This window comes from Labrys sp. Lb11 (genome assembly GCF_057554225.1).
This window is the reverse complement of the sequence record NZ_BAAJOT010000004.1, coordinates 44,740-71,002: the sequence shown is the minus strand read 5'-3', so window position 1 is coordinate 71,002 and position 26,263 is coordinate 44,740. Positions and strand designations below refer to the sequence as shown.

The 26,263-nt window shown below is 70.1% G+C and carries 28 protein-coding genes; 21 read left to right on the top strand and 7 right to left on the bottom strand.

The features are described from left to right. Nucleotides 1-4: 4 nt before the first annotated feature. Nucleotides 5-457 carry an NfeD family protein gene (locus AC27L4_RS14875; RefSeq protein WP_487143013.1) on the top strand — a complete coding sequence of 151 codons (453 nt, stop codon included), beginning with the start codon at nt 5-7 and terminating at the stop codon, nt 455-457. Between the two features lie 24 nt (nt 458-481). On the opposite strand, the gene AC27L4_RS14870 is transcribed toward AC27L4_RS14875, so the two are convergent. Then, nucleotides 482-1,276, bottom strand: coding sequence for an IclR family transcriptional regulator (locus AC27L4_RS14870; RefSeq protein ID WP_487143012.1), 795 nt, complete (start codon nt 1,274-1,276; stop codon nt 482-484). 132 nt (nt 1,277-1,408) lie between these two features. On the opposite strand from AC27L4_RS14870, the gene AC27L4_RS14865 reads away from it, so the two are divergent. From AC27L4_RS14865 to AC27L4_RS14840, 6 genes are all read left to right on the top strand, one after another. Next, a complete protein-coding gene (locus AC27L4_RS14865) occupies nt 1,409-2,740 on the top strand; it encodes an aspartate aminotransferase family protein (RefSeq protein WP_487143809.1) in 1,332 nt (443 codons plus the stop codon). A gap of 151 nt (nt 2,741-2,891) precedes the next feature. Next, nucleotides 2,892-3,737, top strand: coding sequence for a transporter substrate-binding protein (locus AC27L4_RS14860; RefSeq protein WP_487143011.1), 846 nt, complete (start codon nt 2,892-2,894; stop codon nt 3,735-3,737). 14 nt (nt 3,738-3,751) lie between these two features. Then, entirely contained in the window at nt 3,752-4,411 is a 660-nt protein-coding gene (locus AC27L4_RS14855) for an amino acid ABC transporter permease (protein ID WP_487143010.1), read from the top strand. Nucleotides 4,412-4,417: 6 nt separating this feature from the next. Further along, nucleotides 4,418-5,071: an amino acid ABC transporter permease gene (locus AC27L4_RS14850; protein WP_487143009.1), complete on the top strand. Its 654-nt coding sequence runs from the start codon at nt 4,418-4,420 to the stop codon at nt 5,069-5,071. After that, nucleotides 5,071-5,847 (top strand): amino acid ABC transporter ATP-binding protein, encoded by a 777-nt coding sequence (locus tag AC27L4_RS14845; protein WP_487143008.1) that lies wholly within the window; start codon nt 5,071-5,073, stop codon nt 5,845-5,847. Before AC27L4_RS14850 ends, AC27L4_RS14845 begins: the two co-directional genes overlap by 1 nt. A gap of 39 nt (nt 5,848-5,886) precedes the next feature. Continuing rightward, entirely contained in the window at nt 5,887-7,317 is a 1,431-nt protein-coding gene (locus AC27L4_RS14840) for an FAD-binding oxidoreductase (RefSeq protein ID WP_487143007.1), read from the top strand. 52 nt (nt 7,318-7,369) lie between these two features. On the opposite strand, the gene AC27L4_RS14835 is transcribed toward AC27L4_RS14840, so the two are convergent. Next, nucleotides 7,370-8,047 (bottom strand): FadR/GntR family transcriptional regulator, encoded by a 678-nt coding sequence (locus tag AC27L4_RS14835; RefSeq protein WP_487143006.1) that lies wholly within the window; start codon nt 8,045-8,047, stop codon nt 7,370-7,372. A 188-nt stretch (nt 8,048-8,235) separates the two neighbouring features. Between AC27L4_RS14835 and AC27L4_RS14830 the strand changes: the two genes are divergently transcribed. The 11 genes from AC27L4_RS14830 to AC27L4_RS14780 all read left to right on the top strand — a co-directional run bounded on the left by AC27L4_RS14830 (nt 8,236) and on the right by AC27L4_RS14780 (nt 19,665). Then, nucleotides 8,236-9,057: an amino acid ABC transporter ATP-binding protein gene (locus tag AC27L4_RS14830; protein ID WP_487143005.1), complete on the top strand. Its 822-nt coding sequence runs from the start codon at nt 8,236-8,238 to the stop codon at nt 9,055-9,057. Between the two features lie 87 nt (nt 9,058-9,144). Beyond that, complete coding sequence (locus tag AC27L4_RS14825) at nt 9,145-10,053, top strand: substrate-binding periplasmic protein (RefSeq protein ID WP_487143004.1); 909 nt, start codon at nt 9,145-9,147, stop codon at nt 10,051-10,053. Between the two features lie 213 nt (nt 10,054-10,266). After that, complete coding sequence (locus AC27L4_RS14820) at nt 10,267-10,992, top strand: amino acid ABC transporter permease (protein WP_487143003.1); 726 nt, start codon at nt 10,267-10,269, stop codon at nt 10,990-10,992. 27 nt (nt 10,993-11,019) lie between these two features. Further along, complete coding sequence (locus tag AC27L4_RS14815; protein ID WP_487143002.1) at nt 11,020-12,405, top strand: aminotransferase; 1,386 nt, start codon at nt 11,020-11,022, stop codon at nt 12,403-12,405. Next, complete coding sequence (locus tag AC27L4_RS14810; protein WP_487143001.1) at nt 12,402-13,169, top strand: SDR family NAD(P)-dependent oxidoreductase; 768 nt, start codon at nt 12,402-12,404, stop codon at nt 13,167-13,169. Before AC27L4_RS14815 ends, AC27L4_RS14810 begins: the two co-directional genes overlap by 4 nt. A 28-nt stretch (nt 13,170-13,197) precedes the next feature. After that, nucleotides 13,198-13,857, top strand: coding sequence for an RraA family protein (locus AC27L4_RS14805; protein ID WP_487143000.1), 660 nt, complete (start codon nt 13,198-13,200; stop codon nt 13,855-13,857). Nucleotides 13,858-13,892: 35 nt separating this feature from the next. Beyond that, complete coding sequence (locus AC27L4_RS14800) at nt 13,893-15,248, top strand: aminotransferase class III-fold pyridoxal phosphate-dependent enzyme (RefSeq protein WP_487142999.1); 1,356 nt, start codon at nt 13,893-13,895, stop codon at nt 15,246-15,248. A gap of 332 nt (nt 15,249-15,580) precedes the next feature. After that, a complete protein-coding gene (locus AC27L4_RS14795) occupies nt 15,581-16,702 on the top strand; it encodes an extracellular solute-binding protein (RefSeq protein WP_487142998.1) in 1,122 nt (373 codons plus the stop codon). A gap of 140 nt (nt 16,703-16,842) precedes the next feature. Beyond that, entirely contained in the window at nt 16,843-17,913 is a 1,071-nt protein-coding gene (locus tag AC27L4_RS14790; protein ID WP_487142997.1) for an ABC transporter ATP-binding protein, read from the top strand. Then, nucleotides 17,906-18,787 carry an ABC transporter permease gene (locus AC27L4_RS14785; RefSeq protein WP_487142996.1) on the top strand — a complete coding sequence of 294 codons (882 nt, stop codon included), beginning with the start codon at nt 17,906-17,908 and terminating at the stop codon, nt 18,785-18,787. Before AC27L4_RS14790 ends, AC27L4_RS14785 begins: the two co-directional genes overlap by 8 nt. After that, nucleotides 18,784-19,665 carry an ABC transporter permease gene (locus tag AC27L4_RS14780; protein ID WP_487142995.1) on the top strand — a complete coding sequence of 294 codons (882 nt, stop codon included), beginning with the start codon at nt 18,784-18,786 and terminating at the stop codon, nt 19,663-19,665. The genes AC27L4_RS14785 and AC27L4_RS14780 overlap by 4 nt, the downstream gene beginning before the upstream one ends. Here AC27L4_RS14780 and gluQRS read toward each other — a convergent pair. From gluQRS to AC27L4_RS14765, 3 genes are all read right to left on the bottom strand, one after another. Then, nucleotides 19,660-20,520: a tRNA glutamyl-Q(34) synthetase GluQRS gene (gene gluQRS, locus AC27L4_RS14775; RefSeq protein WP_487142994.1), complete on the bottom strand. Its 861-nt coding sequence runs from the start codon at nt 20,518-20,520 to the stop codon at nt 19,660-19,662. The two genes, AC27L4_RS14780 and gluQRS, sit on opposite strands and share 6 nt — an antisense overlap. A gap of 114 nt (nt 20,521-20,634) precedes the next feature. Further along, nucleotides 20,635-21,021, bottom strand: a complete 387-nt coding sequence (locus tag AC27L4_RS14770; protein ID WP_487142993.1) for a type II toxin-antitoxin system VapC family toxin — start codon at nt 21,019-21,021, stop codon at nt 20,635-20,637. After that, nucleotides 21,021-21,275 carry a type II toxin-antitoxin system VapB family antitoxin gene (locus AC27L4_RS14765; RefSeq protein ID WP_487142992.1) on the bottom strand — a complete coding sequence of 85 codons (255 nt, stop codon included), beginning with the start codon at nt 21,273-21,275 and terminating at the stop codon, nt 21,021-21,023. The genes AC27L4_RS14770 and AC27L4_RS14765 overlap by 1 nt, the downstream gene beginning before the upstream one ends. A 217-nt stretch (nt 21,276-21,492) precedes the next feature. Between AC27L4_RS14765 and AC27L4_RS14760 the strand changes: the two genes are divergently transcribed. From AC27L4_RS14760 to AC27L4_RS14750, 3 genes are read left to right on the top strand one after another with little or no spacing between them, the layout of a single operon-like run. Next, nucleotides 21,493-22,155: a DNA-3-methyladenine glycosylase family protein gene (locus AC27L4_RS14760; RefSeq protein ID WP_487142991.1), complete on the top strand. Its 663-nt coding sequence runs from the start codon at nt 21,493-21,495 to the stop codon at nt 22,153-22,155. Continuing rightward, nucleotides 22,152-22,829: an alpha/beta hydrolase gene (locus tag AC27L4_RS14755; RefSeq protein ID WP_487142990.1), complete on the top strand. Its 678-nt coding sequence runs from the start codon at nt 22,152-22,154 to the stop codon at nt 22,827-22,829. Before AC27L4_RS14760 ends, AC27L4_RS14755 begins: the two co-directional genes overlap by 4 nt. Next, nucleotides 22,826-24,220, top strand: coding sequence for an FAD-binding oxidoreductase (locus tag AC27L4_RS14750; RefSeq protein ID WP_487142989.1), 1,395 nt, complete (start codon nt 22,826-22,828; stop codon nt 24,218-24,220). The genes AC27L4_RS14755 and AC27L4_RS14750 overlap by 4 nt, the downstream gene beginning before the upstream one ends. 32 nt (nt 24,221-24,252) lie before the next feature. On the opposite strand, the gene AC27L4_RS14745 is transcribed toward AC27L4_RS14750, so the two are convergent. Both AC27L4_RS14745 and AC27L4_RS14740 read right to left on the bottom strand, forming a co-directional pair. Next, nucleotides 24,253-24,846 carry a hypothetical protein gene (locus tag AC27L4_RS14745; RefSeq protein ID WP_487142988.1) on the bottom strand — a complete coding sequence of 198 codons (594 nt, stop codon included), beginning with the start codon at nt 24,844-24,846 and terminating at the stop codon, nt 24,253-24,255. 357 nt (nt 24,847-25,203) lie between these two features. Beyond that, nucleotides 25,204-26,148, bottom strand: a complete 945-nt coding sequence (locus tag AC27L4_RS14740) for a GlxA family transcriptional regulator (RefSeq protein ID WP_487142987.1) — start codon at nt 26,146-26,148, stop codon at nt 25,204-25,206. Between the last annotated feature and the right edge of the window lie 115 nt (nt 26,149-26,263).

Genomic DNA, 26,263 nt, shown 5'->3' with positions numbered 1-26,263 from the left:
CGGCATGGAAGAGAGTACCCTGGTTTCCCTCGGCATCTGGACATGGTTCCTGGTGGCGGCGGTGCTGATGATCCTGGAGCTGGCCGCGCCCGGCGCCTTCCTGTTCTGGCTGGGCCTCGGCGCCCTGGCCACGGGCGTCGCCAGCCTGGTCTTCGTCCACATGACCTGGCCGCAGGAACTGCTGGTGTTCGCCGTGCTGGCCCTGGCCGCCGCGGTGATCGGCCGCTCGGTAATGCAGCGCGCCGCCGCGCGCAGCACCGACAGCCCCTTCCTCAATCGCCGGGCCGAGGCGTTCGTCGGGCGCGAGTTCGCCCTGGCCGAGCCGATCGTCGACGGCAGCGGCAGCGTGCGCATCGACGACACGGTCTGGCGGGTGGCGGGAGCGGATGCGCCGGCGGGGACGCGGGTGCGCGTTGCCCGGGTCGACGGCGCGACGCTGGTGGTGACCGGCCTTTGAGGCCCGGGCCGCGTCGCGGTCCCGTCAGGCCTCCGCCTGCGGCGGTCCGGCCCCGGCGAGACGGGCGGCGATCTCGCGGGCGGCTTCCTTCAGGCGGATGATCGCCCGCTCGCGGACGCCGTCGGTGACGCGGCGTTCCGGGGCCGAGAGGCTGATGGCGGCGATGGGGCGGCCGACCTCGTCGAGCACCGGCACGCCGATGCACATCGAACCCTCCTCGTTCTCGCCGTTCTCGACGGCGACGCCGGCCTCCGCGACCTCGCGCAGCTGCCGATCGAGGGTGGCGGCCTGGGTGATGGTGCGCAGCGTGCGCTCTGCCAGGGCATCCGACAGGCAGGCCGTGCGCTCGGCCTCGTCGAGATGGGCGAGCATGGCCTTGCCCAGGGCGGTGGAGTGCAGCGGATCGCGGCTGCCGATGCGCGCCTGCAGCCGCAGCACATGGGTCGATTCGAGGATGTCGATGTAGACGACCTGCCGGTCGGCGATGACGGCGAGGTTGATGGTCTCGTTGAACTCCCGGTTGAGCCGCTTGAGCACCGGCGCCGAGCACTCGCGCAGCCGGTGCAGGCTCTTGTCGACGTGCGCCAGCGCCCGAAAGCGCTGGCCGACGCCGTATTTGTCGGTCCTGACATCGTAGCTGGCGAAGCCGGCGGCGCTGAGGGTCCTCAGATAGCGGAAGGCGCTGGTCTTGGGCAGGCGCAGTTCGTTGGCGACCATGGTCAGCGACATGTCGTGCCCCTTCTCGGCCAGGACCTCGAGGATGCGCAGCGCCTTCATGACGGGGCCGACGATGTAGCGGCTGTCCGGGGCGGTCGGCATGGCGCGGCTTTCGGCTGGGGCGAGACTTCGCAATCCGATAGCTATTTTCGCCAGGCGAAACAACGTGTGATTTACACGGAACGCCGGCAAGGGTTCCCTCATGCCGAAGCATCGCAGGAGGCCAGCTTGACCGTGCAGCAGCCAGAGAAGGCGCCAACCGCCCTGTCGTTCGAGGGCTCCGCGCAGCGCATCCGGGACAATGCCCGCTGGATCGCCGGCGGCGTCAACAGCAATTTCCGCCTGGGCATCTCGCCCACCCCGCTGGTGTTCGAGAGCGGCGCGGGCCCCTATCTCACCGATGTCGACGGCAACCGGCTGATCGACTACTACCTCGGGATGGGGCCGATGATCCTCGGCCACAACCCGCCCGAGCTGGGCGAGGCCGTCCGGGCCCAGCTCGAGCGCGGCATTCTGTTCGCCGGCCAGACCGCGGTCGAGGCCGAGGCGGCTCGGCTCGTGTGCGAGCTGGTGCCCTGCGCCGAGCGCATGCGCTTCGGCTCGTCCGGCTCCGAGGTCGACCAGGCGGCGCTGCGCCTCGCCCGTGCCGCAACCGGGCGGCGTATCGTGATCAAGTTCGAGGGCCATTACCACGGCTGGTTCGACAATGTGCTGTGGTCGACCGCCCCCGCCCTCGATGCCGCCGGCCCGCGCGAGGCGCCGGTACCGGTCGCCGGCAGCAGGGGCCAGCCGCCGCAGGCGGCCGAGGACATCGCCGTCCTGCCCTGGAACGATCTTGCCCTGCTGCGCCGGCGCCTGGAGCAGGGCGACGTCGCCGCGGTGATCATGGAGGCGGCGATGTGCAATGCCGGCGCCATCCAGCCGGCGCCGGGCTACCTGGAAGGCGTGCGCGAGGCCTGCACCCGTGCCGGCGCCATCCTGATCTTCGACGAAGTCATCACCGGCTTCCGCCTGGCGCCGGGCGGCGCCCAGGAGCGCTTCGGGGTGACGCCCGATCTCGCCACCTTCGGCAAGGCTATCGCCAACGGTTTCCCCGTGGCGGCCATCGCCGGCCGGGCCGACCTGCTCGACCTGTTCGCCAGCGGCGGCGTGGTGCATGGCGGCACCTACAATTCCCAGCCCGTCGCCATGGCGGCGACGGTGGCGACGCTGAGGCGCCTGACGCCGGCGCTCTATGCCGCGATCGACGTGCAGGGCCGGCGGCTGATGGAGGGCCTGCGCGAGGTCTTCGCCGCGGCCGGCGCCAAGGCGGTGGTCACCGGCTTCCCGCAGGTGTTCCATGTCGCCTTCGGGCTGGATGCGCCGGCCCGCGACTATCGCGACCTCGTCCGGTCCGACCGGCGCGCCTATGTCGCCTTCACCACCGCCCTGCTGCGGCGCGGCGTGCGGGCGCTGGAGCGCGGCGCCTGGTTCCTGTCCGTGGAACATGACGCCGGCGTGATCGACGAGACCCTGGCCGCTGCCGCGTCGGCGGTGGCCGAGCTGAGGGCGCAGGGCCTTCTTTAGGATGTATCGCCGCGCGGGACCAAGGGCCGCTTTTTTCATCGGACGAAACAGGCGGCCCTTGTCTCCCGCGGGAGCCTCGACGACGCTACCATGCCGCCTATCGGCGTCCACGCCCTCGGGACGGCCATCCAACAAGATCAGGGGAAGAAGAATGTTCCGCACCACGATCAAGGTCATGGCCGGCATCGGCCTGTTCGCATGGGCGATGATGCCGGGGGCGACCGCCTCGGCGCAGGGCAAGCTGCAGGAGGTGCTGAGCCGCGGCAAGCTCATCGTCGGCACCGGCAGCACCAATCCGCCCTGGCATTTCCGCGACGAGAACGGCGAGCTCGTCGGCTTCGACATCGAGATCGCCAAGATCGTCGCCCAGGGCCTGTTCGACGATCCGACCAAGATCGAGTTCGTCAACCAGGCCTCCGACGCGCGCATTCCCAACATCGTCACCGGCAAGGTCGACATCACCTGCCAGTTCGTCACGACGACGGCGGCCCGCGCCCAGCAGGTCGCCTTCACCGTGCCCTACTACCGTGAGGGCGTCAGCCTGATGCTGGTGGCGGGCGGGCCTTATGCCGACTATGCCGCCCTCAAGGCGGCGGGATCCAAGGTGACGGTGTCGGTGCTGCAGAACGTCTTCGCCGAGAAGATGGTGCACGACGCCCTGCCCGAGGCCAAGGTCGACCAGTTCGAGAGCGTCGACCTGATGTACCAGGCGCTCAACTCCGGGCGTGCGGACGCGGCCGCCACGGATTCCTCGTCCCTGCGCTACTACATGAAGCAGAATGCCGGTCGCTACGTCGACTCCGGCTACAGCTGGAACCCGCAGACCTATTCCTGCATCGTCAAGCAGGGCGACCAGGACTGGCTGAACTTCGTCAACGTCGCGCTGCGCGAATCGATGACCGGCACCACCTTCCCGATCTACAAGGCGGCGTTCGAGCGCTGGTTCGGCGAGTCGCCGCCGGAACCGAAGATCGGCTTCCCCTCCGAGTTCCGCTGAGCCGGGCGGACCTCGTGGGGTATTCGCTGCACTTCGGGGCAGTCTGGGCGAGCTTCGACGCGCTGTTGTCGGGGCTTGCCATCGGGCTCGGTCTCGCCGTGGCGGCGATCGCCGTCGGCACGATGCTCGGCCTGGTCGGGGCCTTCGCCAGCGTCGGCCCCTCGCGCGTCGGCCGCTTCCTGGCCGGCGCCTATGTCATGCTGATCCGCAACCTGCCGCTGCTCGTCCTGGTGCTGCTGGTCTATTTCGCGCTGCCGCAGGCCGGGATCCGGCTCGACAAGTATGAGAGCTTCATCGGCGCCCTGGCGCTCTATTCCGGCGCCTACCTGACCGAGGTGTTCCGGGCCGGCCTGCTCTCCGTGCCCAAGGGCGTGATCGAGGCGGCGCGCGCCATCGGCCTGACGCGCCTGCAGACGGCGACCTCCGTGATCGCGCCGGTGATGCTGCGCAATGCCCTGCCCTCGCTCGGCAACACCTTCATCGGCATGTTCAAGGACAGCTCGATCGCCGCGGCGATCGCCGTGCCGGAGCTGACCTTCGAGGCGCGCAAGATCAATGTCGACACGTTCCGCGTGGTCGAGACCTGGACCGTGGCCAGCGGCCTCTACATCGCCACCTGCGTGGCGATCGCCGCGCTGCTCCGGCGCCTGGAACGCCGCTTCCCCAAGTTCTGAGGCCCCATGCAAGCCTTCCTCGATCAACTCTGGATCGCACGCTGGCCGCTCTGGCAGGGGCTGGTGCTGACGGCGGAGATCGCGGTCGGCGCCATCGTGTTCGGCACGCTGCTGGGCTGCGTCATCGGCATCCAGCTGGTGTTCGCGCCGCCCCTCGCCCGCATCCCGTTCCGGCTCTATGTCGACGTCATGCGCGGTACGCCGCTGCTGGTCCTGATCCTCGCCGCCTTCTACGTGCCGGCGGTGGCCGGGCTCAGCCTCAACGCCACCCAGGCCGGCATCCTGGCGCTGGCGCTGTTCGCCGGCGCCCATATCGGCGAACTGCTGCGCGGCGCCCTGCAGGCGATCCCGCCGGGCCAGGCCGAGGCCGGGCGCAGCATCGGCCTGACCTTCCCGCAACTGCTGGGCTACGTGCTGCTGCCGCAGGCGCTGCGCGCCGCGCTGCCGCCGTGGATCAACACCGGGGTCGAGCTGATCAAGGGCTCGAGCCTCCTGTCGATGATCGGCGTCGGCGAGCTCCTGCTGAAGACGCAGGAGGTCATCGGCCGCAATTTCATGACGATCCAGTTCTACGTCTTTGCCGGTGTCCTCTATCTCATCATCAACATCGGTCTCGACCAGCTCGGGAAGATCGTCGAACGCCGCGTGAGTGTGCGCTGATGGCTGAAGCCTCGCATCCCCTGCTCGAAATCCACGGCCTCAGCAAGCAATTCGGCACGCTGGAGGTGCTCAAGGGTGTCGACCTCGCCCTGCACCGGGGCGACGTCGTCTCGATCATCGGCTCGAGCGGCTCGGGGAAGACGACGCTGCTGCGCTGCGTCAACCTCCTGGAGGAGTTTCAGGGCGGCGAGATCCGGCTCGACGGCGAGGCGATCGGCTATCGCACCGGCCACGGCCGGCGCCACCGGCTGGGCGACCGCGAGCTGTCGCGCCAGCGCGCGATGACCGGCATGGTGTTCCAGAACTTCAACCTGTTCCCGCACCTCACGGCGGGCGGCAACGTCATGCTCGGCCTGCGCAAGGTGCGGCGGCTCGGCAGGGACGAGGCACGGTCGATCGCCGAGACCTGGCTCGGCCGCGTCGGCCTGGCGGCGCGCATCGACCACTATCCCAGCCAGCTTTCGGGCGGGCAGCAGCAGCGCGTCGCCATCGCCCGGGCCCTGGCCATGGACCCGAAGCTGGTGCTGCTCGACGAGGTCACCTCCGCCCTCGACCCGGAGCTGGTCCAGGAGGTGCTGAACACCGTCAAGAGCATCGCCGAGGACGGAGCGACGCTGCTGATCGTCACCCATGAGATGCGCTTTGCCCGTGACGTTTCCAGCCGGGTGGTGTTCATGGAGCAGGGGCGGATCGCCGAGGAGGGCCCGCCCTCGGCGATCTTCGAGAACCCGCGCAGCCCGCGCCTGGCGGATTTCCTGCGCAGCACCCGAACCTGATGCGAGAGCCGCCGATCAGCCGGCAAAGGATACCGACCCATGAGCAAGAAAGCGGCGGGGTGGCTGGAGGAGCGGCTGGCGGTCTTCGACCCGCTGGCGCCCGGCGAGGATGCGCAACGCTATGCCCGCGACTGGTCGGGCGACCTCGACGGCCAGGCGCGGATGATCGTGCGTCCGTGCACGGCGGCGGAGGTGGCGAAGATCGTCGCGCTCGCCGCCGAGGCGGGGGCGCGCGTGGTGCCGCAGGGCGGCCACACGGGCCTGGTCGGAGGCGCGACGCCGACATCCGCGGGCGACGAGGTGGTGGTCAGCCTGGAACGGCTGAACCGGGTGCGCGAGATCGATGCGCTCGGCTTCACCCTGGTGGCGGAGGCCGGCTGCGTCCTGGAGACCGTGCACCAGGCCGCGGCCGAGCAGGACTGCATCTTCCCGCTCTATCTCGGCGCGCAGGGCAGCTGCCAGATCGGCGGCAACATCGCCACCAATGCCGGCGGCCTCAACGTGCTGCGCTACGGCATGATGCGCAACCTGGTGCTCGGCCTGGAGGTGGTGCTGCCGGACGGGCAGATCTGGAACGGGCTGCGCAAGCTCTACAAGAACAACACCGGCTATGACCTGAAGCAGCTGTTCATCGGCTCGGAGGGCACGCTCGGCATCGTCACCGCGGCCAGCCTGAAGCTGTTTCCGCGGCCCGAGCAGGTCGAGACGGCGTTCCTGGCGGTCGAATCGCCGGCGGCGGCCGTGGCGCTGCTCGGCCAGGCGCGGCGCGACCTGGCGGACCTGCTCTCGGCCTTCGAGATCCTGGAGCGGCCGGGGCTCGACCTCGCCTTCGCCGAGGTGCCGGGGCTGCGCGACCCGCTGGCGACGCCGGGGCCCTGCCATGTCCTGCTCGAAGCCTCGGCCAGCGGCCTGGTCGATCTCAAGGCGCTGGTCGAGACGTTCCTGGAGCGGGCGATCGAAAAGGAGCGCATCCTCGACGGCGTGCTGGCCTCGAACCTGGCGCAGGCCAAGGATTTCTGGCGCCTGCGCGAGGCCCTGATCGAGGTGCAGGTCCGGCGCGGCCGCCATCTGCGCACCGATGTCTCGGTGCCGGTGTCGCGCATCGCCGCCTTCCTCGACGAGGCCAAGGCCGAGCTGAGCCGCCGCGAGCCGCAGGCGCAGCCGCTGGTCTACGGCCATCTCGGCGACGGCAATATCCATTTCAACGTGCTGCCGCCGCGGGGACTGGCGGAAGCCGAGACCAAGGCCTGCCTCTATCGCTGCCAGGACATCATCTTCGCCGCCGTGGACAGCCAGGGCGGCTCGATCAGCGCCGAGCACGGCGTCGGCCTGGTCAAGCGCGACGCCTTCCACCAGCGCCTCGCGCCGCTCGACGAGACGCTGATGCGCGGCATCAAGACCCTGATCGATCCTGCCGGCTTGATGAGCCCGGGCCGCGTCCTGGCGCCGGAGCCGAAACAGGCGAGCTGAGAGCCTCGCCCCGGAAGTCGGTCGGATCAGGCTCCGAGACGGGGGCAGGCGGTCAGTCCTGCCCGGCGTCCAGCAGCGACTGCCAGGTGTGCTCGAGATGGCGGAGCATCGCCGCGCGGGCGAGATCGGCCTTGCGGGTCTTGAGGGCTTCGAGGACGTTGAGATGGTCCTGGATCCAGAACTGGCGCAGATTGCCGGAGCGGGCATAGGCATCGGCACGCAGCCACAGGCTGCTGCGCTGCTGGTTGTCCCACAGGAGCAGGACGATCTGGGCGAGCATGGTGTTGTCGCAGCCGCCGGCCACGGCGAGGTGGAACTCGCGGTCGCCCTGCTCGGTCGGCCGATCCTGCTCGTCCTCCTCGCGCATATGCTGGATGCCCGCCTCCATCCTGCGATAGTCGTCGGCGGTCGCGTGCTTGGCCGCTGCCGCCGCCACCTCGGGCTCGACCACCATCCGGGCGCGCAGGATCTCGAAGGGCGCGTGGCCCTGCTCCTGGCCGCGCTGGCTGTTGCCCTTGCCCAGCACATAGATGCCGCTGTTGGTGCGCACCTCCACCAGGCCGGCGATCTCCAGGCTGACGACGGCCTCGCGCACGGTGGGGCGGCTGGCGTGGTAGCGCTTGGCAAGGTCGCGCTCGCCGGGAATGCGGTCCCCCTCTTCATATTTGGTGCGGATCAGCTCCTCGATCCGATCGGCAACGGTCCGATAGTTGCGTCCTCGCTTCTGCATCGTCCGACACTCTTGACTCTCGGTCCGGACCGGATAACGTCGACTGGCTATCCAGTTTGGATATCCATTCTGGATAGCCAGTGTGCCGAGTCTAATCCCTTCCGACAGGGAATCAACACGCTGGCGATGCGCCGCGGCATGAGCGCCGTCGCCGCAGGCCGGCATGGTCTCGAAGCAGGGCCGACAGGATGTCTGATCCGAACCACGCCGCAACCGGTGCGTCGCCGCAATCGGCGCTGCTCTATCTCGAACGCATCAACAAGTCCTATGGCGCCCTGCCGGTGCTGCGGGACGTGACGCTCGATGTCCGCAAGGGCGAGGTCGTCTGCCTGATCGGTCCGTCGGGGGCAGGGAAGTCGACGCTGCTGCGCTGCGTCAACCACCTGGAGGACATCAACGGCGGCACGATCTACTTTGAAGGGCAGCCTGTTTATCGTTACACAAAGGACGGAAAGCTGGTGATCGATCCGGAACGGCGGGTCGAGGCCATCCGGGCGAGCATCGGCATGGTGTTCCAGTCCTTCAACCTGTTCCCTCACCTGACCGTGCTGGGCAACGTTACCGAGGCGCCGATCCACGTGCTGCGCCGCAGCCGCGCCGAGGCGACGGATCGGGCCATGGCGCTGCTGGCCAAGGTCGGCCTCACCGAAAAGGCCGACGATTATCCGCACCAGCTCAGCGGCGGCCAGCAGCAGCGCGTCGCCATCGCCCGCGCCCTGGCGATGGACCCCAAGCTGATGCTGTTCGACGAGGCGACCAGCGCCCTCGACCCGGAGCTGGTCGGCGAGGTGCTCAAGGTGATGCGCGACCTCGCCGCCGAGGGCATGACCATGCTGGTCGTCACCCACGAGATGGGTTTTGCCCGCGACGTCTCCGACACCGTCGTCTTCATGGCCGGCGGCGAGATCGTCGAGCGCGGCGCCGCGCGCGACATCTTCTCGGCTCCGGCCAATCCACGCACCCGCCAGTTCCTGCAGACCGTGCTCCAGAGCGAGGGAGCCGGCGCATGAGCATCCGGCCGCGCCGCCCCGGCGGTCGCGGCATCGGCCCGAACCACCAAGCCGCAAGAACCATCCCACCCAGAGAAGAGGAACTCCATGTCCCAGAATTCGGATCATCCCGCCAAGGTCCAACTGTCGCGACGCACCATGCTGGCCTCGGGCGGCGCTCTGGCGGCCGGCGCCGTGCTGGCGGCGCCGAGTATCGCCACCGCCGCAACCGAGCCGACGATCGACTCCTCCTTCAAGGATTTCACGCTGCCGAAGATCGAGGCCGACGACTCGCTGGTGAAGATCCAGCAGAAGGGTGAGATTCAGCTCTGCACCTCGAATGACTGGCCTTATTCCTATATCGACGACAAGACCAAGGAATTCAGCGGCATCGATGCCGACATCCTGCGCTACGCCGCCAAGATGTTGAACATCGGCAAGGTCACCGTCAACACCGTGCCGTTCGACGGCATGATCCCGGGTCTGCTGTCCGGCCGTTTCGACATCGTCGGCGACTCCATCCACTACACCGTTTCGCGCGCCAAGGTGGTCGATTTCACATTCCCCACCTATTACTACTCGGAATGGCTGGCGTTGAAGGACGGTAGCGGCATCACCGCCACCTCCATCGCCGACCTGAAGGGCAAGACCTGCGGCGCCCTGCTCGGCACCAACTATGCCGAATGGATCCAGAAGACCGACGGCGTGACCTACAAGGGCTACAAGAACTGGCCGGAGATGTCGCAGGATCTGCAGAACGGCCGGCTCGACGCCGCCGTGCACGACCAGCCGATCATCGCCGCGACGATCAAGGAGCACCCGGAATGGGGGCTGAAGCTGGTGGAGGGCTATACGCCGCACCAACTCAAGAACCCGGCCGGCTATAGCCGCTGGGCCGTCCGCCAAGGCGACGTGCAGCTGCGCGTCGGGCTCGACGCAGCCCTGCAATGGATGGAGGACCAGGGCGAGATGGCCAAGATCCTCGAGAAATGGGGCCTTACCGGCTACAACAACTAGGCTCTGCGCCTTGACCGGCGGTCCCGCCCGGCGACAGCCGCGGCGGGGCTGCCCGAGCCGCCTCGTCGCGGCAAGCAGGACGGCGATGCCCGGGACAGGGAAACGGGCGGGGCGCCATGGCTTGCTCGTCCGTCTCCGTCGGGGCGGCGTGGTCCGTGTCGTTCGATTTTCGCCTCCTGCCAGTCCCAGTCGTAGTGCCAGCCCGGAGCGGCGATGACGATCCTGAAGGAAATGCTTTCGTTCCTGCCCGAGCTCCTCGAAGGGGCGCTGGTCACCGTCACGGTGTCGCTGGCGGCCTATATCCTGGCGCTCATCGGCGGGCTGCTGATCGGCCTGGCGCGATTGTCGCGCTTCCTGCCCCTGCGGGCGCTCGCCACGGCCTATATCCAGTTCATCCGCGGCACGCCGCTGCTGCTGCAGCTGTTCTTCATCTACTACGTCCTGCCCTATGGCGGCATCGTGCTCTCGCCGTTCGTCTCCGGCGTGGCGGGCCTGGCGATCAACTACAGCGCCTATATGGCGGAGGTTTTCCGCTCCGGCATCCAGGCGGTGCCGGCCGGCCAGCGCGAGGCAGGCCAGTCGCTCGGCATGTCGCGCCGCCTGATGATGCGCCGGATCATCCTGCCGCAGGCGATCCGGATCGTCATCCCGGCGATCGGCAACTTCTTCGTCTCGATCTTCAAGGATTCCGCCCTGGTCTCGGTCATCACCATGCGGGATCTGATGTTCACCGGCGAACTGCTGGCCTCGGCGACGTTCAAGCACTTCGAAATCTTCGCCATGGTCGCCATCATCTATTTCTGCATCAGCTATCCCGTCGCCAAGTTCGTCGAGTACGTCGAACGGCGGTTCGATGTGCAGCGCAGGGGCAGCTCCGCCGCGCGCAAACGCAAGCAGGCCAAGCCGGCGGCCCTCGCCGTCGCCGGCCGCGGCCGCTGAGCCCCGCCCGTCTCCAAGGATCCCATCGTGCCCCCTCTTCGCAATTCGCTCGCGGCTACAGACATCGCCCATCACCTGCATCCGCGAACCAACTGGCGTGCGCACGAGGCGGCCGGCCCGGTGGTGATCAGCCGCGGCGACGGCGCCGAGATCGAGGATGCCGGCGGCCGGCGCTATATCGAGGGCATGTCGGGCCTGTGGTGCGCGTCGCTGGGCTTCAACCATCCGCGCCTCGCCCGCGCCGGAGCGGCGCAGCTGGAGAAGCTCGGCTTCTACCACACCTTCGCCCATCGCTCGCCGGACAACACGGTGGACCTCGCCGGGCGCCTGGCCGAGCTCGCGCCGCACGGCCTCACCCGCGTCTGCTTCAACACCTCCGGCTCGGAAGCGACGGAGACGATGGTGAAGATGGCCTGGGCCTATCATGCTGCCCGGGGCGAGCCGCAGCGACGCAAGGTGATCAGCCGCGATCGCGGCTTCCATGGCAGCACCATCGTCGCGGCGAGCATGTCGGGGCTGCCCGACATGCACCGCGAATATGGCCTGCCGCTGCCCGGCTTCATCCATGTGCGCTGCCCCGACCTCTACCGCGAGGGCCTGCCGGGCGAGAGCGAGGCGGCCTTCGCCCGCCGGCTGGCCGACGAGCTGGAGGCGACCATCGCCGCCGAGGGGGGCGACACCATCGCCGCCTTCATCGCCGAGCCGATCCTGGCGGGCGGCGGCGTCGTGATCCCGCCGGCCGACTACTATCCGAACATCCAGGCCGTGCTCGATCGCCACGGCATCCTGATGCTGGACGACGAGGTGGTCTGCGGCTTCGGGCGCACCGGGCGCTGGTTCGGCTGCGAGACGACGGGCATGCGCCCGGACATGATGGCCGTGGCCAAGGCCCTGTCCTCGTCCTACTTCCCGATCTCAGCCACGCTGATCGGCGAGGCGATCTACGAGGTGCTGGCGGACAATCACGCCGGTGCCGTGTTCGGCCACGGCTTCACCAATTCGGGCCACCCCGTCGGCGCGGCGATCGCGCTGGAGACGCTCGACGTCTATCGCGACCTCGATCTGCTGGCGCTGGTCCGCGACAAGGGCTCGCGCCTGATGCAGGGGCTGCAGCGCCGGCTCGGCGGCCATCCCTTCGTCGGCGATATCCGCGGCCGCGGCCTGATCGCGGCGGTGGAGCTCGCCGCCGATCCGGCATCGCGTCGCGGCTTCCCGGCCGCCTTCAACGCAGCCGGCCGGCTCAACGCCGCGGTGCTCGAGCGCGGCGTGGCCCTGCGCAACATGATGGGCGACATCGTCGCCCTGTGCCCGCCCTTCGTCATCACCGACGCGCAGGTCGACGCCCTGGTCGACCGGCTGGCCCTCGCCCTCGACGACATCACACCGGCGCTGCGCGCAGGAGCGGATGCATGACCACCCCTTTCGACCTCGGCGGACGCGTCGCCATCGTCACCGGCGGCAATGGCGGCATTGGCCTCGGCATGGCCGAGGGGCTGGCGGCGGCCGGAGCCAGCGTGGTGGTCGCCGGCCGCAACGCCGCCAAGAACCAGGCGGCGGCGAGGCAGCTGGCCGCGGCCGGCGCCGGCACGCTCGCGGTCGAAGCCGACGTCACCCAGGAGGCGGATTGCCACCGGCTGGTGGAGGCGGCCGTCGCCCGCTTCGGCCGGCTCGACGTGCTGGTCAACAATGCCGGCACCAACGATCGCAAGCTGCCCCAGGCCTATTCGCTGGCCGAGTGGAATGCCCTGGTGACGGTCAACCTGACCAGCACCTTCCTGTGCTCCCAGGCGGCTTACCCGGCGCTGGTCGCGGCCGGCGGCGGCAAGATCGTCAATATCGGCTCGATGCTGTCGCTGTTCGGGGCGTCCTTCGCCGCGCCCTATGCCGCGGCCAAGGGCGGCGTGGTGCAGCTCACCAAGTCGCTCGCGGCCGCCTGGGCCGGCGACAACATCCAGGTCAACGCCGTGCTGCCCGGCTGGATCGACACCGACCTCACGGCGGAGGCCAGGAAGCAGGTCGCCGGCCTGAATGAGCGGGTGCTCGCCCGCACCCCGGCCAAGCGCTGGGGCCGGCCCGGCGATTTTGCCGGCATCGCCGTGTTCCTGGCCTCGCCCGCCTCCGACTTCGTCACCGGCACCGCCATCCCCGTGGACGGGGGCTATGCGGCGGAAGTCTGAGCCGCCACCCCGAACAGAAAGACCCGCCATGCCCATCGACATGAACGCCCTTCGGACCGTGCTGTACTCGGCCGTCCTCTCCGACCTGCTCGACGATTTCGGCTACAAGAACCAGGCGATGCGGCCCTTCGTCCGGCCGCTGGACGACACGATCGCTCTGTTCGGGCGCGCCCGCACCGGCTCCTACATGAACACCTATGCGGTGACCGAGGGCGAGAACCCCTACGAGATCGAGATCGCGCTGGTCGACGACCTCAAGCCCGGCGACGTGGCGGTGCTCGGCTGCGACGGCCCGACCCTGCGCATCGCGCCCTGGGGCGAGCTCCTGAGCACGGCGGCGCGCCAGCGCGGCGCGGTCGGCTGCGTCACCGACGGGCTGGTCCGTGACACCCGCGCCATCCGGGCCATGGGCTTCCCGGTGTTCCACGGCGGCATCGGCCCGCTCGATTCCAAGGGCCGCGGCAAGATGATGGCCATGGACGTCCCCGTGGAATGCGGCGGCGTGCTGGTCCATCCGAACGATCTCGTCTTCGGCGACGCCGACGGCGTCGTCGTCATCCCCCACGCCATCGCCGAGCAGGTGATCGAGGCCGCCACGGCCAAGATCGGCAGCGAGAACAAGACCCGCGCCGAGCTCGAGCAGGGACGCCTCCTGATCGACGTCTACAACACCTACGGCGTGCTCTGACGCCCACTGCCGCCCGCACCAGACAGGAGCCCGCCATGACGCCGTCCCTCCCCAACACCGCGCCCTTCCGCGGCATCATCGGCTTCTCGCGGCTGACCAGCGAGGCGCATCGCCACCCCATGGTGGTCGTCCGGGGCGAGGGCATCCGCCTGTTCGACCGCTACGGGCGGGATTTCGTCGACGGCGTCGCCAACTTCTACAGCGCCTCGCTCGGCTTCTCGGACGAGGAGCTGATCGAGGCGGCCAAGGAGCAGCTCGGGCGCATCGCCAATTTCTCCACCCTGAGTCACCGCCTGTCGGAGCCGACGGAGGCGCTGGCCGAACGGCTGGCGGCGCTGGTGCCGCTGGAGAATGCGCAGATCGGCTTCGCCACCAGCGGCTCGGAGGCGAACGAGGCGGTGCTGAAGTTCCTGGCCCTGCGCGATGCCCACCAGGGCAAGGCGGGCCAGCGCGTGGTGCTGTCGCGCTGGAACAGCTATCACGGCAGCACCCAGGCCACGGCCAGCCTGGGCGGCGGCAGCAACGTGCACAGCGCCTTCAACCTGGAGCTGGCGAACCGGCGCTTCCTGACCCAGCCCGACCATGACGAGCACGCCCTGCCCGGCGAGAGCGAGGCGGATTTCGTCGCGCGGCTGGTCGGCGAGCTCAGGGACCTGGTCGCCACGGAGGGGCCGGAGCGGATCTCCGCCTTCTTCGCCGAGCCCGTCTCGATCAGCGCCGGGACGGCGATCCCGCCGGCCGGCTATTTCGAGGGCGTGCAGGCGGTGCTGCGCGAGCACGGCATCCCCTTCGTCGACGACGAGGTGATCACCGGCTTCTGGAAGCTCGGCACGCGCTTCGGCGCCGAGCGGTTCGGCATCGCCCCCGATGCCGTGACGCTGGCCAAGGGCATCAACTCCGGCTACTGCCCGATGGGCGTCTTCGCCCTGTCGGGCGCGCTCTATGAGGAAATCGCCGAAGCCGCCGACGCCGGCGGCTTCCTGATGCATGGCGGCACCTATCATGGCCATCCGCTGGCGGCTGCGATCGCGCTGAAATGCCTGGAGATCTACGAGAAGCGCGACATGGCCGGCCATGTCGCCCGCGTCTCCAAGGTCTTCGCCCGGCGCATGCAGGCGCTCGCCGGCCACCCGCTGGTCATTGCGGTGCGCCATGACGGCCTCCTCGGCGGCGTCAAGGTGGATCGCGGCATCATGGGCATGCGCAGCGGCGGCCTGGCGCCGCGCATCGTCGCCGCGGCCCTGGAGCAGGGGCTGATCCTGCGGGCGAGCGCGGGCTGCGTCGTCATCGCGCCGCCGCTGATCATCCGCGAGGCGGAGATCGACGACCTGTTCGACCGACTCGGCCGTGCCCTGCAGGCGGTGGCCGCCGAGGCGCGCGCCGCTTCCTGAGGCGTCGTCGGCGCGCGCGGCGGCCGCCATGCCCCGAGCTCGCCTTCCCGACCATAGGCGGATCGGGGCCTCATGGGCGCTTGGAGAAGGCGAGGGGCCCGGCAGCCGGCTCGCCCGGCCATGACGGCTGCACCACGGACCAGGTCCGGCATGAGGCTGCCTTGCCGGCGACGGGGTCGCCTGTTTCGGCCGTCACTTGTAGAAAGTAGCCGGCAAATCATATTGCTGAGCGGCCGCAAGCCTGTCACGCATCGTTCGTCAGGCTGTCATGGGAGGTCTCTAAGCCGCGCGGATGTCGCGGACGCTGTCCGTCCGGACCAGGAGATCTTCCGATGTCGCATCTCAGCCGCCGCCTGTTGATGAAGGGCGCTGCCGCCGGCCTCGCGCTCGCCGCCCCGTTCGTCTCGCGCGGCTCCTTCGCCGCCGGATCCTCCGGCACCGTCAACATCTTCGCCTGGGCCGGCTACATCTCGCCCGAGATGCTGGCCGCCTTCGAGAAGGACACGGGGATCAAGGCGGTCTACACGCCCTACGGCACCAATGACGAGCTGCTCAACCAGATGCGGGCCAGCAAGGGCACCGGCTACGACATCATCTGGCCGGCGGTCGACCGCGTCCCGAACTATGTCGAGTTCGGCCTGATCCAGCCGATCGACGAGTCCAAGGTCCAGTGGGACCGGGCCCTCAAGAGCGCGGTGACCGGCTCGGAGACGCTCGGCGCCGTGATCGGCGGCAAGCGCTATCAGGTACCGACCGACTGGGGCACCGAGGCGATCGCCTTCGACAGGAACGCCCTGCCGCTCGCCTTCGGCACCGCCTCCTACGGCGACATCTGGAAGCCCGAAATGAAGGGCAAGGCCACGGTGCGCGGCCATTCCGGCCTGGTCGGGCTCGGCCTCTGGCTGGAGACGCAGGGCAAGCTGCCGCATCCGATGCGCGACAGCTTCAAGGACGAGGCGACCATGCGCGCCAACTATGACGTGATCCTGGCCGAGGCGATGGCGCGCAAGGCCAGCATCGCCCAGTTCTGGTCGAACGAGAACGAGGCGCAGGGCGCCTTCCGCACCAATGGCGCCCAGATCGGCCAGACCTGGGATTCCTCGGCCGCGGGGCTTGCCAAGGAAGGGCTGCCGATCGGCTTCGTCGCTCCGGTCGAGGGCGCGCTCGCCTGGATGGAGGGCGTCTCGCTCCCCGTCGGCGCCGTCAATGTCGAGCAGGCCTATGCGTTCCTGAACTGGATGCTCACCCCCGAGGCCGGCGCTCTCTACGCCAACCACACCTCGATCAACACCACCGCCGTCGGCGCCGACAAGCACCTGTCGGAGGCCTCGCGCGCCTTCTTCACCGCCGCCTATCCCGGCAACGCGCTGGAGAAGCTGTGGTGGTGGCCGGTGCAGGAGAACTGGTTCGTCGCCATCCGCAACGAGTACCAGGACAAGTTCCTCTCGGCCTGACCGCCGGCTGCGACCGGTCGGCACGCGCCATGGACGGGCCTGCCCCGTCCCTGGCGGCTGAAGAACCGGCCGGAGCGGCGCATGGCCTCCGCGATGCGGGCCGGTCCGGCCCCGTCCCCCGATTTCGAGACGAAGCGCCCATGTCCCATTCCGTCGAGCTCGTCGACATCGAGATGACCTTCGGCACCGTGCGCGCGGTCGAACGGTTCTCGGCGGCCGTTGAGGGCGGCGAGTTCTTTTCGATCCTCGGGCCATCGGGCTGCGGCAAGACGACGATCCTCCGGCTGATCGCCGGCTTCGCCCGGCCGACGGCGGGGCGCGTCCTGATCGGGGGCCGCGACATGGCCGGCCTCGGCGCCAACCAGCGCCCGACCGCGATGATCTTCCAGTCGCTGGCGCTGTTCCCGCTGATGCCCGTGTGGGAGAACATCGCCTTCGGTCTCGAAGCCCGAAAGGTCGGCAAGACCGAGCGTCGTCGCCGCGCCGAGGCGCTGCTCGAGCTGATCGCGCTGCCGGGCTACGGCGACCGGATGATCCACGAATTGTCGGGCGGGCAGAAGCAGCGCGTCGCCATCGCCCGGGCGCTGGCGGTCGAGCCGCAGGTGCTGCTGCTGGACGAGCCCTTGTCGGCGCTCGACCTGAAGCTGCGCCAGCACATGCGCGCCGAGCTGCGGGCGCTGCAGAAGCGCACCGGCGTCACCTTCATCTACATCACCCACGACCAGACCGAGGCGCTCGCCATGTCGGACCGGGTGGCGGTGATGAGCGCCGGTGTGCTGCAGCAGGTCGCCACGCCGCGCGAGCTCTATTCCAACCCGGCGACGCCGTTCGTCGCCCGCTTCGTCGGCGAGACCAACGAGCTTGCCGGCACGGTCGGCGCCGTTGCCGACGGGTTCGCCGTGGTCGAGACGCCGCTCGGCCTGTTCACGGGCAGGGCCGGCGCCGGCGTCAGGACCGGCAGCCGGGCCGCGGTCTATGTCAGGCCCGAGGCCGTGGCGGTGAATGCCGGCGCGGACCGCAACCGGCTCGATGCGGCGGCCGAGCGGCTCGATTTCGAGGGCGCGGTCGCCATCCTGCATGCGCGGGCGGGCGAGGGCGCGCCGCTCCTGGCGGCGGTGCCGCACCGGCAGCTCGCCGGGGCACCGGCCGCCGGCGACCGCATCTCCCTCTCCTTCGACCCGTCCGCAGCGCTGGTGCTGGCGCATGCATAGCCTGACGCAACGCTTCGGCTACGGCCTCGGCGGCCTGATCCTCATCCTCGTCGCCGCCTGGCTGGTCGGCATGGTGCTGGCGCCGAACCTGATGATGCTCGACTTCTCGCTGCGCCCGAACCTGCGGCCGGCCGAGATCGGCGGTCCGGGCGACCGCTACACCCTTGCCAATTTCGCGGCGCTGGCCGGCGACCCCGTGCATCGCGCCATTTTCCTGAAGACGGTCTGGGCGAGCGCGCTGGTGATGGCGGCGACGCTGGTGGCGACCTATCCCGTCGCCTTCTGGCTCGCCAAGGTGGCGACGCGCCGCCAGGCGGTCTGCGTCCTGGTGGCGCTGGTCATCCCGTTCTGGATCAACGAGGTGCTGCGGACGCTGGCCTGGTACATTCTGCTCGCCTTCAACGGACCGCTGAACGTGGTGCTGGTCCGGCTCGGCCTGATCGAGGCGCCGGTGCGCTGGTTCGGAGACTTCGGCGTGCTCGCCGGCATGGTCTACGCCTACATCCTCTTCATGCTGTTCCCGATCACCAACTCGATCCAGACGCTGGACTCGGCCCAGCTCGAAGCCGCCCGCAATCTCGGCGCCTCGACCGCCCGCATCCATCGCCGCATCGTCATCCCCCATGCCAAGGCCGGGATCGCGACGGGGTGCGTCTTCACCTTCATGCTGGCTGCGGGCAGCTATGTGGCGCCGGCGCTGCTGGGCGCGCCGGGCAGCCGCTGGTTCACCGAGATCATCTACAACTGGTTCTTCGAAGGCGGGAACTGGAACCGCGGCGCCGCCTATGCCCTGGTGCTGCTGGTGCTGTGCATGGCCGTGGTGCTGGCGGCGCTGCGCCTGTTCCGGGTCAACCTGGCGGACGTGGCGCGATGACGAGCCTGGCCGATCCCCTGGTATCCTCCCGTCCCGGCGCCGTCGAGCGCGGCGCCGCCATTCTCGCCGCTCTGCTGCCGAGGCTCGTCTTTGCCGGCTACATGCTGCTGTTCTTCGCCTATCTCTTCCTGCCGCTGGCGGTGATGGCGGCGGCGACCTTCAACACCAGCCGCTTTCCGACCGTGACGCCCTGGCTGGGCACGACGCTGGACTGGTTCGGCGCATTGTGGACCGACGAGGCAATGTGGCGCTCGTTGCGCCTGTCGCTCGTCATCGGCGCCGGCGTCATCGCCATCGCGCTGCCGGCCGGCACCGCGGCGGCGCTCTTCCTCACCAGCCTGCATGAGCGCGCGCGCACGCTGTTCTACGCCGTGATGGTCTCGCCGCTGCTGACACCCGGCGTCGCCGTCGGCATCGCCACGTTGGTGCTGTGGCGCCAGCTCGGCGTCGGCGGCGGCCTCCTGCTGATCATCCTGGCCCAGGCGAGCTTCATCACCGCCTATGTCATGCTGATGGTGGTGGCGCGGCTGCAGCGCTTCGACCGGGTGCAGGAGGAGGCGGCCATCGGCCTCGGCGCGACGCGCCTGATGGTGTTCCGCCGGATCCTGCTGCCCTATCTCAGGCCGTCCCTGCTGGCGGCAACGTTCATCGCCTTCCTGCAATCGTTCGAGAACTACAACACCACCCTGTTCGTCCGCGGCGTCGAGACACCGCTGACGGTCTACATCGCCACCAAGGTGCGGACCGGCCTGACCCCGGCGGTCAACGCCCTCGGGCTGATCCTCATCGTCCTCACCGTCGTGGCGGCCGTGGCCTTCGAGCTGGCGCGCCACGCCCGCGCCCGCCGCCTGCAGAGACCGGCCGCAGCCGCATCATAGGCTGACCAGCCGGCGGATGTCGGCGGGCGAGGCCCCCTCGGCCCTGAGCGCCCTGAGGCTGCGGGAGGCGAGGCTCTTGGACAGCTTCTCGCCGTCGCCGCCGCGGATCAGGCCGTGGTGGCGGTAGACCGGGGCGGGCAGGCCGAGCAGGTGCTGCAGCAGCCGGTGGACGGAGGTGGCGTGGAACAGGTCCCGGCCGCGCACGACATGGCTGACGCCCTGCAGCGCGTCGTCGACCACGACGGCGATGTGGTAGCTCGCCGGAAACTCCTTGCGCGCCAGCACGACGTCGCCCCAGCGGCCGGGATCGGCGGGCACGGGGCTGGTCGTCCCGTCCTCGGCCTGCTCGGCGAAGGCGAGAGGCGGGACGAGGGCGAGCGCCGCCGCCATGTCGAGGCGCAGGGCGTGCGGCTCGCCGGCGGCGAGGCGGGTGGGGTCGGCGTCGTCCGGCAGGGCGTGGCGGGGATGCAGCGGCGCGCCGTCGGGATCGCGCGGCCAGGCGTCGCCACCCGCCGCCTCGGCGGCGGCCACCGCGGCGGCAATCTCCTTGCGCGAGGCGAGCGAGGGGTAGGTCAGGCCCATGGCCGCCAGCCGGTCGAGGGCGGCGCGGTAGTCGGCGAAATGCTCGGACTGGCGGCGCGGCGGCTCGTCCCAGGCGAGGCCGAGCCAGGCGAGATCCTCGATCATGTCGTCGACGAAATGCGGCCGGCAGCGGGTGAGGTCGATGTCCTCGATGCGCAGGAGCAGGCGCCCGCCATGCCGGTGCGCCAGCTCGGCGTTGAGCAGGGCGGAATAGGCATGGCCGAGATGCAGATGGCCGTTGGGGCTGGGGGCGAAGCGGAAGGTGGGGCGCAAGGGTCGAATTCGCTATCATGGCCGCGGCCGGCGCCGCCGAACACGCCCGGGTTTCGCCGTGTAGTCAAGGATCGCGCGGGCATTCCGACGGGGCGAGGAGGACCCTGCCGTTGGTCAGGCCGCCTTGACGTCGGTTCGGGAAAAGTCGTTGCCCTCGAACAGCAGCGGCTCCTGCATCGTCGCGGCGAGCGCGTAGGAGAAGCAGTCGCCATAGTTGAGGCCGGCGGGGTGACGCCCCCTGCCGAACCGCCGCCAGGCCCGTCGCGCCAGATCCGATTGAGCGGCGTCGACAGGGACGATCTCGACGCCGGCCTTGTGCAGCCAGAGGTCCAGCTCGGCGGCACCAGGCTCGCCCAGTCGCGTCTCGATCACGATGCCGGCTTCCAGGACGGTCGCTGCGCAGATCAGCCTGACCGGATCGTCGGCGATGCGACGCTCGAAAGCGGCGGTGTCCGGATCATCGAAGGCGATGGCGACGATCGCCGAGGTGTCGATCACCATCAGCGCGGCAACCCGTTTTCGTCATACTCGATGATGTCCTCGGCACTGCGGGAGTCGAGCACCGGCAGGGCGCTCCACCGCCGACGGCTGGCGGCGAGGTCCTCCAGCAGGGCCGCCCTTCCCGACGCGCCGCCGACCCGCCGCAGCCGCTCCTCCAAGGCCCTCCTCGTGGCCGTGGTGATGGTCTCGCCGGTCCTCTCCGCGAGGGCGCGAGCGAGCCGTTCGGTCTCCCTGTCCTTGATGCTCAGGGCCATTCGAAGCTTCCCAGGTACCTGATACGGTATATTCTACCTCAATTGCAGCTCGCCAGAAACGCGGATAGGCATCGCGGGATGCCGGCGGCCATTGGAATTGGCGCGAAGCGGACGGTGGGCGCACGCGTGGAATTCGCTATCATGGCCACGGCCGACGCCGCCGAGCACGCCGCGGAGTCGAGGATTGCGCCGGCCTTGCAATGCCGTCCGGAGGCGCATGGCCCGCATCATCGAGACCCTCGACGACGTCGCCGCCGGCGTCGCCGCGCTGTGCGCGGTCGATGCGCGGCTGGCTGCCGCCCATCGCCTGACCGGCATGCCGCCGCTCAGGCGCAGCGCCGGCGGCTTCGAGGGGCTGGCCTGGATCGTGGTGTCGCAGCAGGTGTCGGTGGCCAGCGCCAGGGCGATCTGGGCGCGGACATGCTCGGTGTTCGGGCCGCCGGCGCCGCAGGCGATGCTGGCGGCGGGCGACGAAGCGTTCCGTGCCGCGGGCCTGTCGGGCCCGAAGATCCGCACGCTGAGGGCGCTGGCCCGGGCGGTCGCCGACGGGCTCGACCTCGACGTCCTTGCGGATATCGAGGCCGACCGGGCTCATGCGGCGCTGACCGCGGTGACGGGCATCGGCCCCTGGACCGCCGACATCTACCTGATGTTCTGCCTCGGCCATGCCGACGCCTTCGCCGCCGGGGATCTGGCCCTGCAGGAGGCGGCCCGGCAGGTGCTCGGCCTGGAGGAGCGGCCGAAGGCCGCGGCGCTTCTGGCCCATGCCGAGCCCTGGCGGCCGTGGCGGGGCGTTGCCGCGCGGCTGCTCTGGGCCTACTACGCGAAGATGAAGGCGGGCCGCGAGGGCGCGCCGGTCCTGTCCGGAGGGATGACATGACGCTGCTCGACGGTCCGCGCATCGCCCCGCGCTCCGGCGCCGCCAGAAGCCTGGTGGTGTTCCTGCACGGCTACGGCGCCGACGGCAACGACCTGATCGACATCGGCCGGCAATGGCAGGCCCTGCTGCCGGATGCGGCCTTCGTCTCGCCGCACGCGCCCGAGCCCTGCGGCGGCGCGCCCTACGGCCGGCAATGGTTCGCCCTGACCTTCCGCGATCCGCATGAGCGCTGGCGGGGCGTGCAGCAGGCGGCGCCGGTGCTGAACGCCTTCCTCGACGCGGAGCTGGAGCGTCTGGCGCTGCCGGCCTCGGCCCTGGCACTGGTCGGGTTCAGCCAGGGCACGATGATGGCGCTCCACGCCGGCCTGCGGCGGGCGCAGCCGGCGGCGATCGTCGGCTATTCCGGCCTGCTGACAGTGCCGGACGGGCAGGCGCCGGCGGCGATGCGGGCCGAGGTGACGGCCCGCCCGCCGGTGTTCCTGGCGCATGGCGACCAGGACCAGGTGATCCCGGTCGAGGCGCTGATGTTCTCGGCGCAGGGCCTGGCGGCGCTGGACGTGCCCGTCGAGTTCCACCTCAGCCACGGCGTCGGCCACGGCATCGACGGCGACGGGCTGCGCCTCGGCGGCGAATTCCTGGCCCGGCATCTCGCGCGTTCCGAGGCCCGCGCATGAGCGCGGATCTCGCGTCCGAGCTCGCGGCCCTGCTCGGCCCGGAGGCGGTGCGCTCCGGCGAAGCGGCGGCGCTGCTCGACCTCGGCTGGCACAAGCACAACCTCGACGCCGGCCTCGTCGTCTCGCCCGCGACCACGCAGGATGTCTCCCGCCTGCTCGCGTTCTGCCAGGCGCGCCGCATCGGCGTGGTGCCCCAGGGCGGGCGCACCGGCCTGGTCGGCGGCGGCGTGTCGCGGCCGGGCGAGGTGGTGCTGTCGCTCGGGCGCATGGCGGCGATCGAGGCGGTCGATCCGGTCGGGCGCACGGCCGTCGTCGGCGCCGGCGTGACGCTGGAGCGGCTGCAGCAGGCGGCAGCCGGGCACGGCCTCGACCCCGCCATCGACACGCCGGCGCGCGGCTCGGCGACGATCGGCGGCATGATCGCCACTTGCGCCGGCGGCATCCGCGCCTTCCGCCACGGCGTGATGCGCCATCGCGTGCTCGGTCTCGAGGCGGTGCTGGCGGACGGCACCGTCGTCTCCGACATGACGCAGGTGCTGAAGACCTCCAGCGGCTACGACGTGAAGCACCTCTTCGTCGGTTCGGAAGGGACGCTCGGCGTCGTCACCCGCGCCGTGATCCGGCTGGAGCCCCTGCCCGGGCCGCGAGCCACGGCGCTGGTCGGCGTGCCCGATGCCGCTTCGGCGCTCGCCGTGGTCCGGCATTTCCTCCCGGCCGGCGGCGGCGTGACGCTGCTGGCGGCCGAGATGATGACCGGCGGCTATGCCGTCGGCACCGCGAAGGCGCTCGGGCTCGACCCCGAGGCGCTGACGCTGGGGGCGCCGCTGCACCTGATCGTCGAAATCGCCGGCGGCACGGAGGCCGAGGCGCGCGAGGCGCTGGAGGAGGGCCTCGCCGCAGTGTGGGAGAGCGCCGGCATCATCGACGGCGTCGTCGCCGCGACGCTGAAGCAGCGCGACGCGATCTGGTCGGTGCGCGAGGAGTCCGACCGGCTGGGGCGCGGCTACGGGCTGGAGCTGTGGTACGACGTCTCCGTGCCGGCTGCCCATGTCGACGCCTATGTCGCCGATGCCGGCCGGCGCCTCGCCGCGGTCGACCCGGCGCTGGAGCTGCACGCCATCGGCCACCTTGCGGACGGCAACCTGCACATGATGGTGGCGCGGCGCGAGAGCCCGCCCGTCGTCCCGCACCAGGGGATCGAGGCGGCGATCTATGACGGCGTGCGCGAGGCCGGCGGCGCCTTCTCGGCCGAGCACGGCGTCGGCCTCGACAAGCTCGACGCCATGGCGCGCCATTCCGACCCCGGCAAGCTCGCCATGATGCGGACGCTGAAGGCGGCGCTCGACCCGCACGGCATCCTCAACCCGGGCAAGGTGCTGCCACCGGAGTGAGCCCATGACATGCCGACCGACGCCTCGACGTCCTACCCCGCCCCGCCCAGCGCGATGGCCGATCCCGTGAAGGGCAGCACCAGATCGTAGCCGGCCGGCGCCGGCATCACCGGCGTGGCCGCGGCGGTGCCGAACTGGGTGATGCCGCGGCCGAGACAATGCGCGAGATCGTGGCGGCCGCCGCCGAACTCGAACGGGCTGCTGGCGACCAGGCGTGCGGAGAACACGTTGGCGCCGACCAGCGCCGCCGTCGTTCCGCCGAGGGTGGCGGCGACCGTCGTGCCCACCGCCAGGCCGGTGCGGCGGAAGGTGGCGATGCGTTCGCCGCGGGCAAAGGAAGCCGGGTCGTCGAAGCTCGCCGCCGGCCGGCGCTGCAGGTACAACGAGAACTCGCCGACCGGGTCGAGCCCGAGCGACAGCGCGCCGTTGGCGACGGCCTGCGCCTTGAAGGGCTTGGCGGCGAAGGTGAAATGGGCGGACGTCTCGGCCGGGTCGCCGTCGAACAGCGGCACGCCGGCGAAGGGCAGGTGCAGGAAATAGCCGTAGTCGGCCAACGCGCCGTCCTCGGCGCGGTAGAAGCGGCCGGTGGCGTACCAGGCGAGTTCCGCGGGAAGCAGAGCGGTCATGAGGCTGTCCTTCGTCCGGCGTGCGGGGCTGCGTAGCCCTAGAGCAAAGCGCGTTTTGGTGGAAACGCGCGTTGTAAGAGGGGCAAAACCCCGGGCTGGTGTCGGCGAAACGGGTATTGAGAAGGCAGTACGGCCAAAAAACTCTGTGCTTTCAACGGCACAATTTTCGGTGTGACCCGATGCCTTGAGTGTGTGCCCGGGGTTTTGCCCCTCTTGCTGCGCGTTGCTCCAACTCCTTGTTTCGACGCGTCTTTGCGACTTGACGCGATTCCGTCAAATCGCAAAACGCTTTAGCACGGGCGCGGCGCATCCGCCTCCGGGGGATACGGCTCCGGCCGGTCCCGGTCCATGCCCGGCTCAGCCGGCTTCGGAGAGCCAGGCCGTGCGCTTCACCGCCTGCGGCGGCTGGCCGAAGGCGCGCAGGAAGGCGCGCCGCATGCGCTCCCGGTCGCCGAAGCCGGTCTCGCGGGCGATGACGTCGTTGGGCAGGCGCCCGGCCTCGATCAGGGCGCGGGCGGCCTCGACCCGCAGGTTCTCCACCGCCTTGGCCGGCGACCGGCCGGTCTCGGTCCGGAAGGCGCGGCTGAACTGGCGCGGGCTCAGGCGGGCGATGTCGGCGAGCCGCTCGACGGAGAGGTCGGCCTTGAGGTTGCCCTTGGCGAAGGCGAGGGCGTCCTGGATGCGGTCGGACTTCGGCTCGAGCTCGAGCAGGGCCGAGAACTGCGACTGCCGGCCCGTGCGGCGATGATAGACCACCATCTTCCGGGCGATCGTCCGCACCGTCTCCGGCCCGAGATCGGCTTCGACCAGAGCCAGGGCGAGATCGATGCAGGCCGTCATCCCGGCCGAGGTCCAGATCGGACCGTCGGCGATGAAGATGCGGTCCTCCTCCAGCCGGATTGCCGGAAAGCGCCGCTTCAGCTCGCGGGCATGGGCCCAGTGCGTGGTGGCGCGGCGGCCGTCGAGGAGGCCGGCCTCGGCCAGGAGGAAGGCGCCGGTGCAGATGCTCGCCGTGCGGCGCGACGCGGCGCTGGCCGCCCGCAGGAAGCCGAGGAACCCCGCCGGAGCGGTCTGAATCGTCAGGGCGCCGGGCAGGAGGATCGTGTCGAAGGCCGGATCGCCGAAGCGGTCGGTGTCGAAGCGGATGCCGCCGGAACTGACGATCACGCCGCCGGTCTCGGACAGGGTTTCGAGGCGATAGGCCGGTTCCGCGGCCATGCCGCTGGCGAGCTCGAAGGGCGTGGCGGCTGCCAGGTCGAGCGCCTGGAACCCAGGATAGAGGAGCACGCCGACGCGTCGCATGATGTCCCGAAACGTTGGATATATGACATGTGAGACGCCGAGCTTCCTCTCTAGTCTGGATGGCGTCAACAGTGTCCGCCGGGCGCGCCCGCCGCCGTGCCGCGCGCCGGCGCCG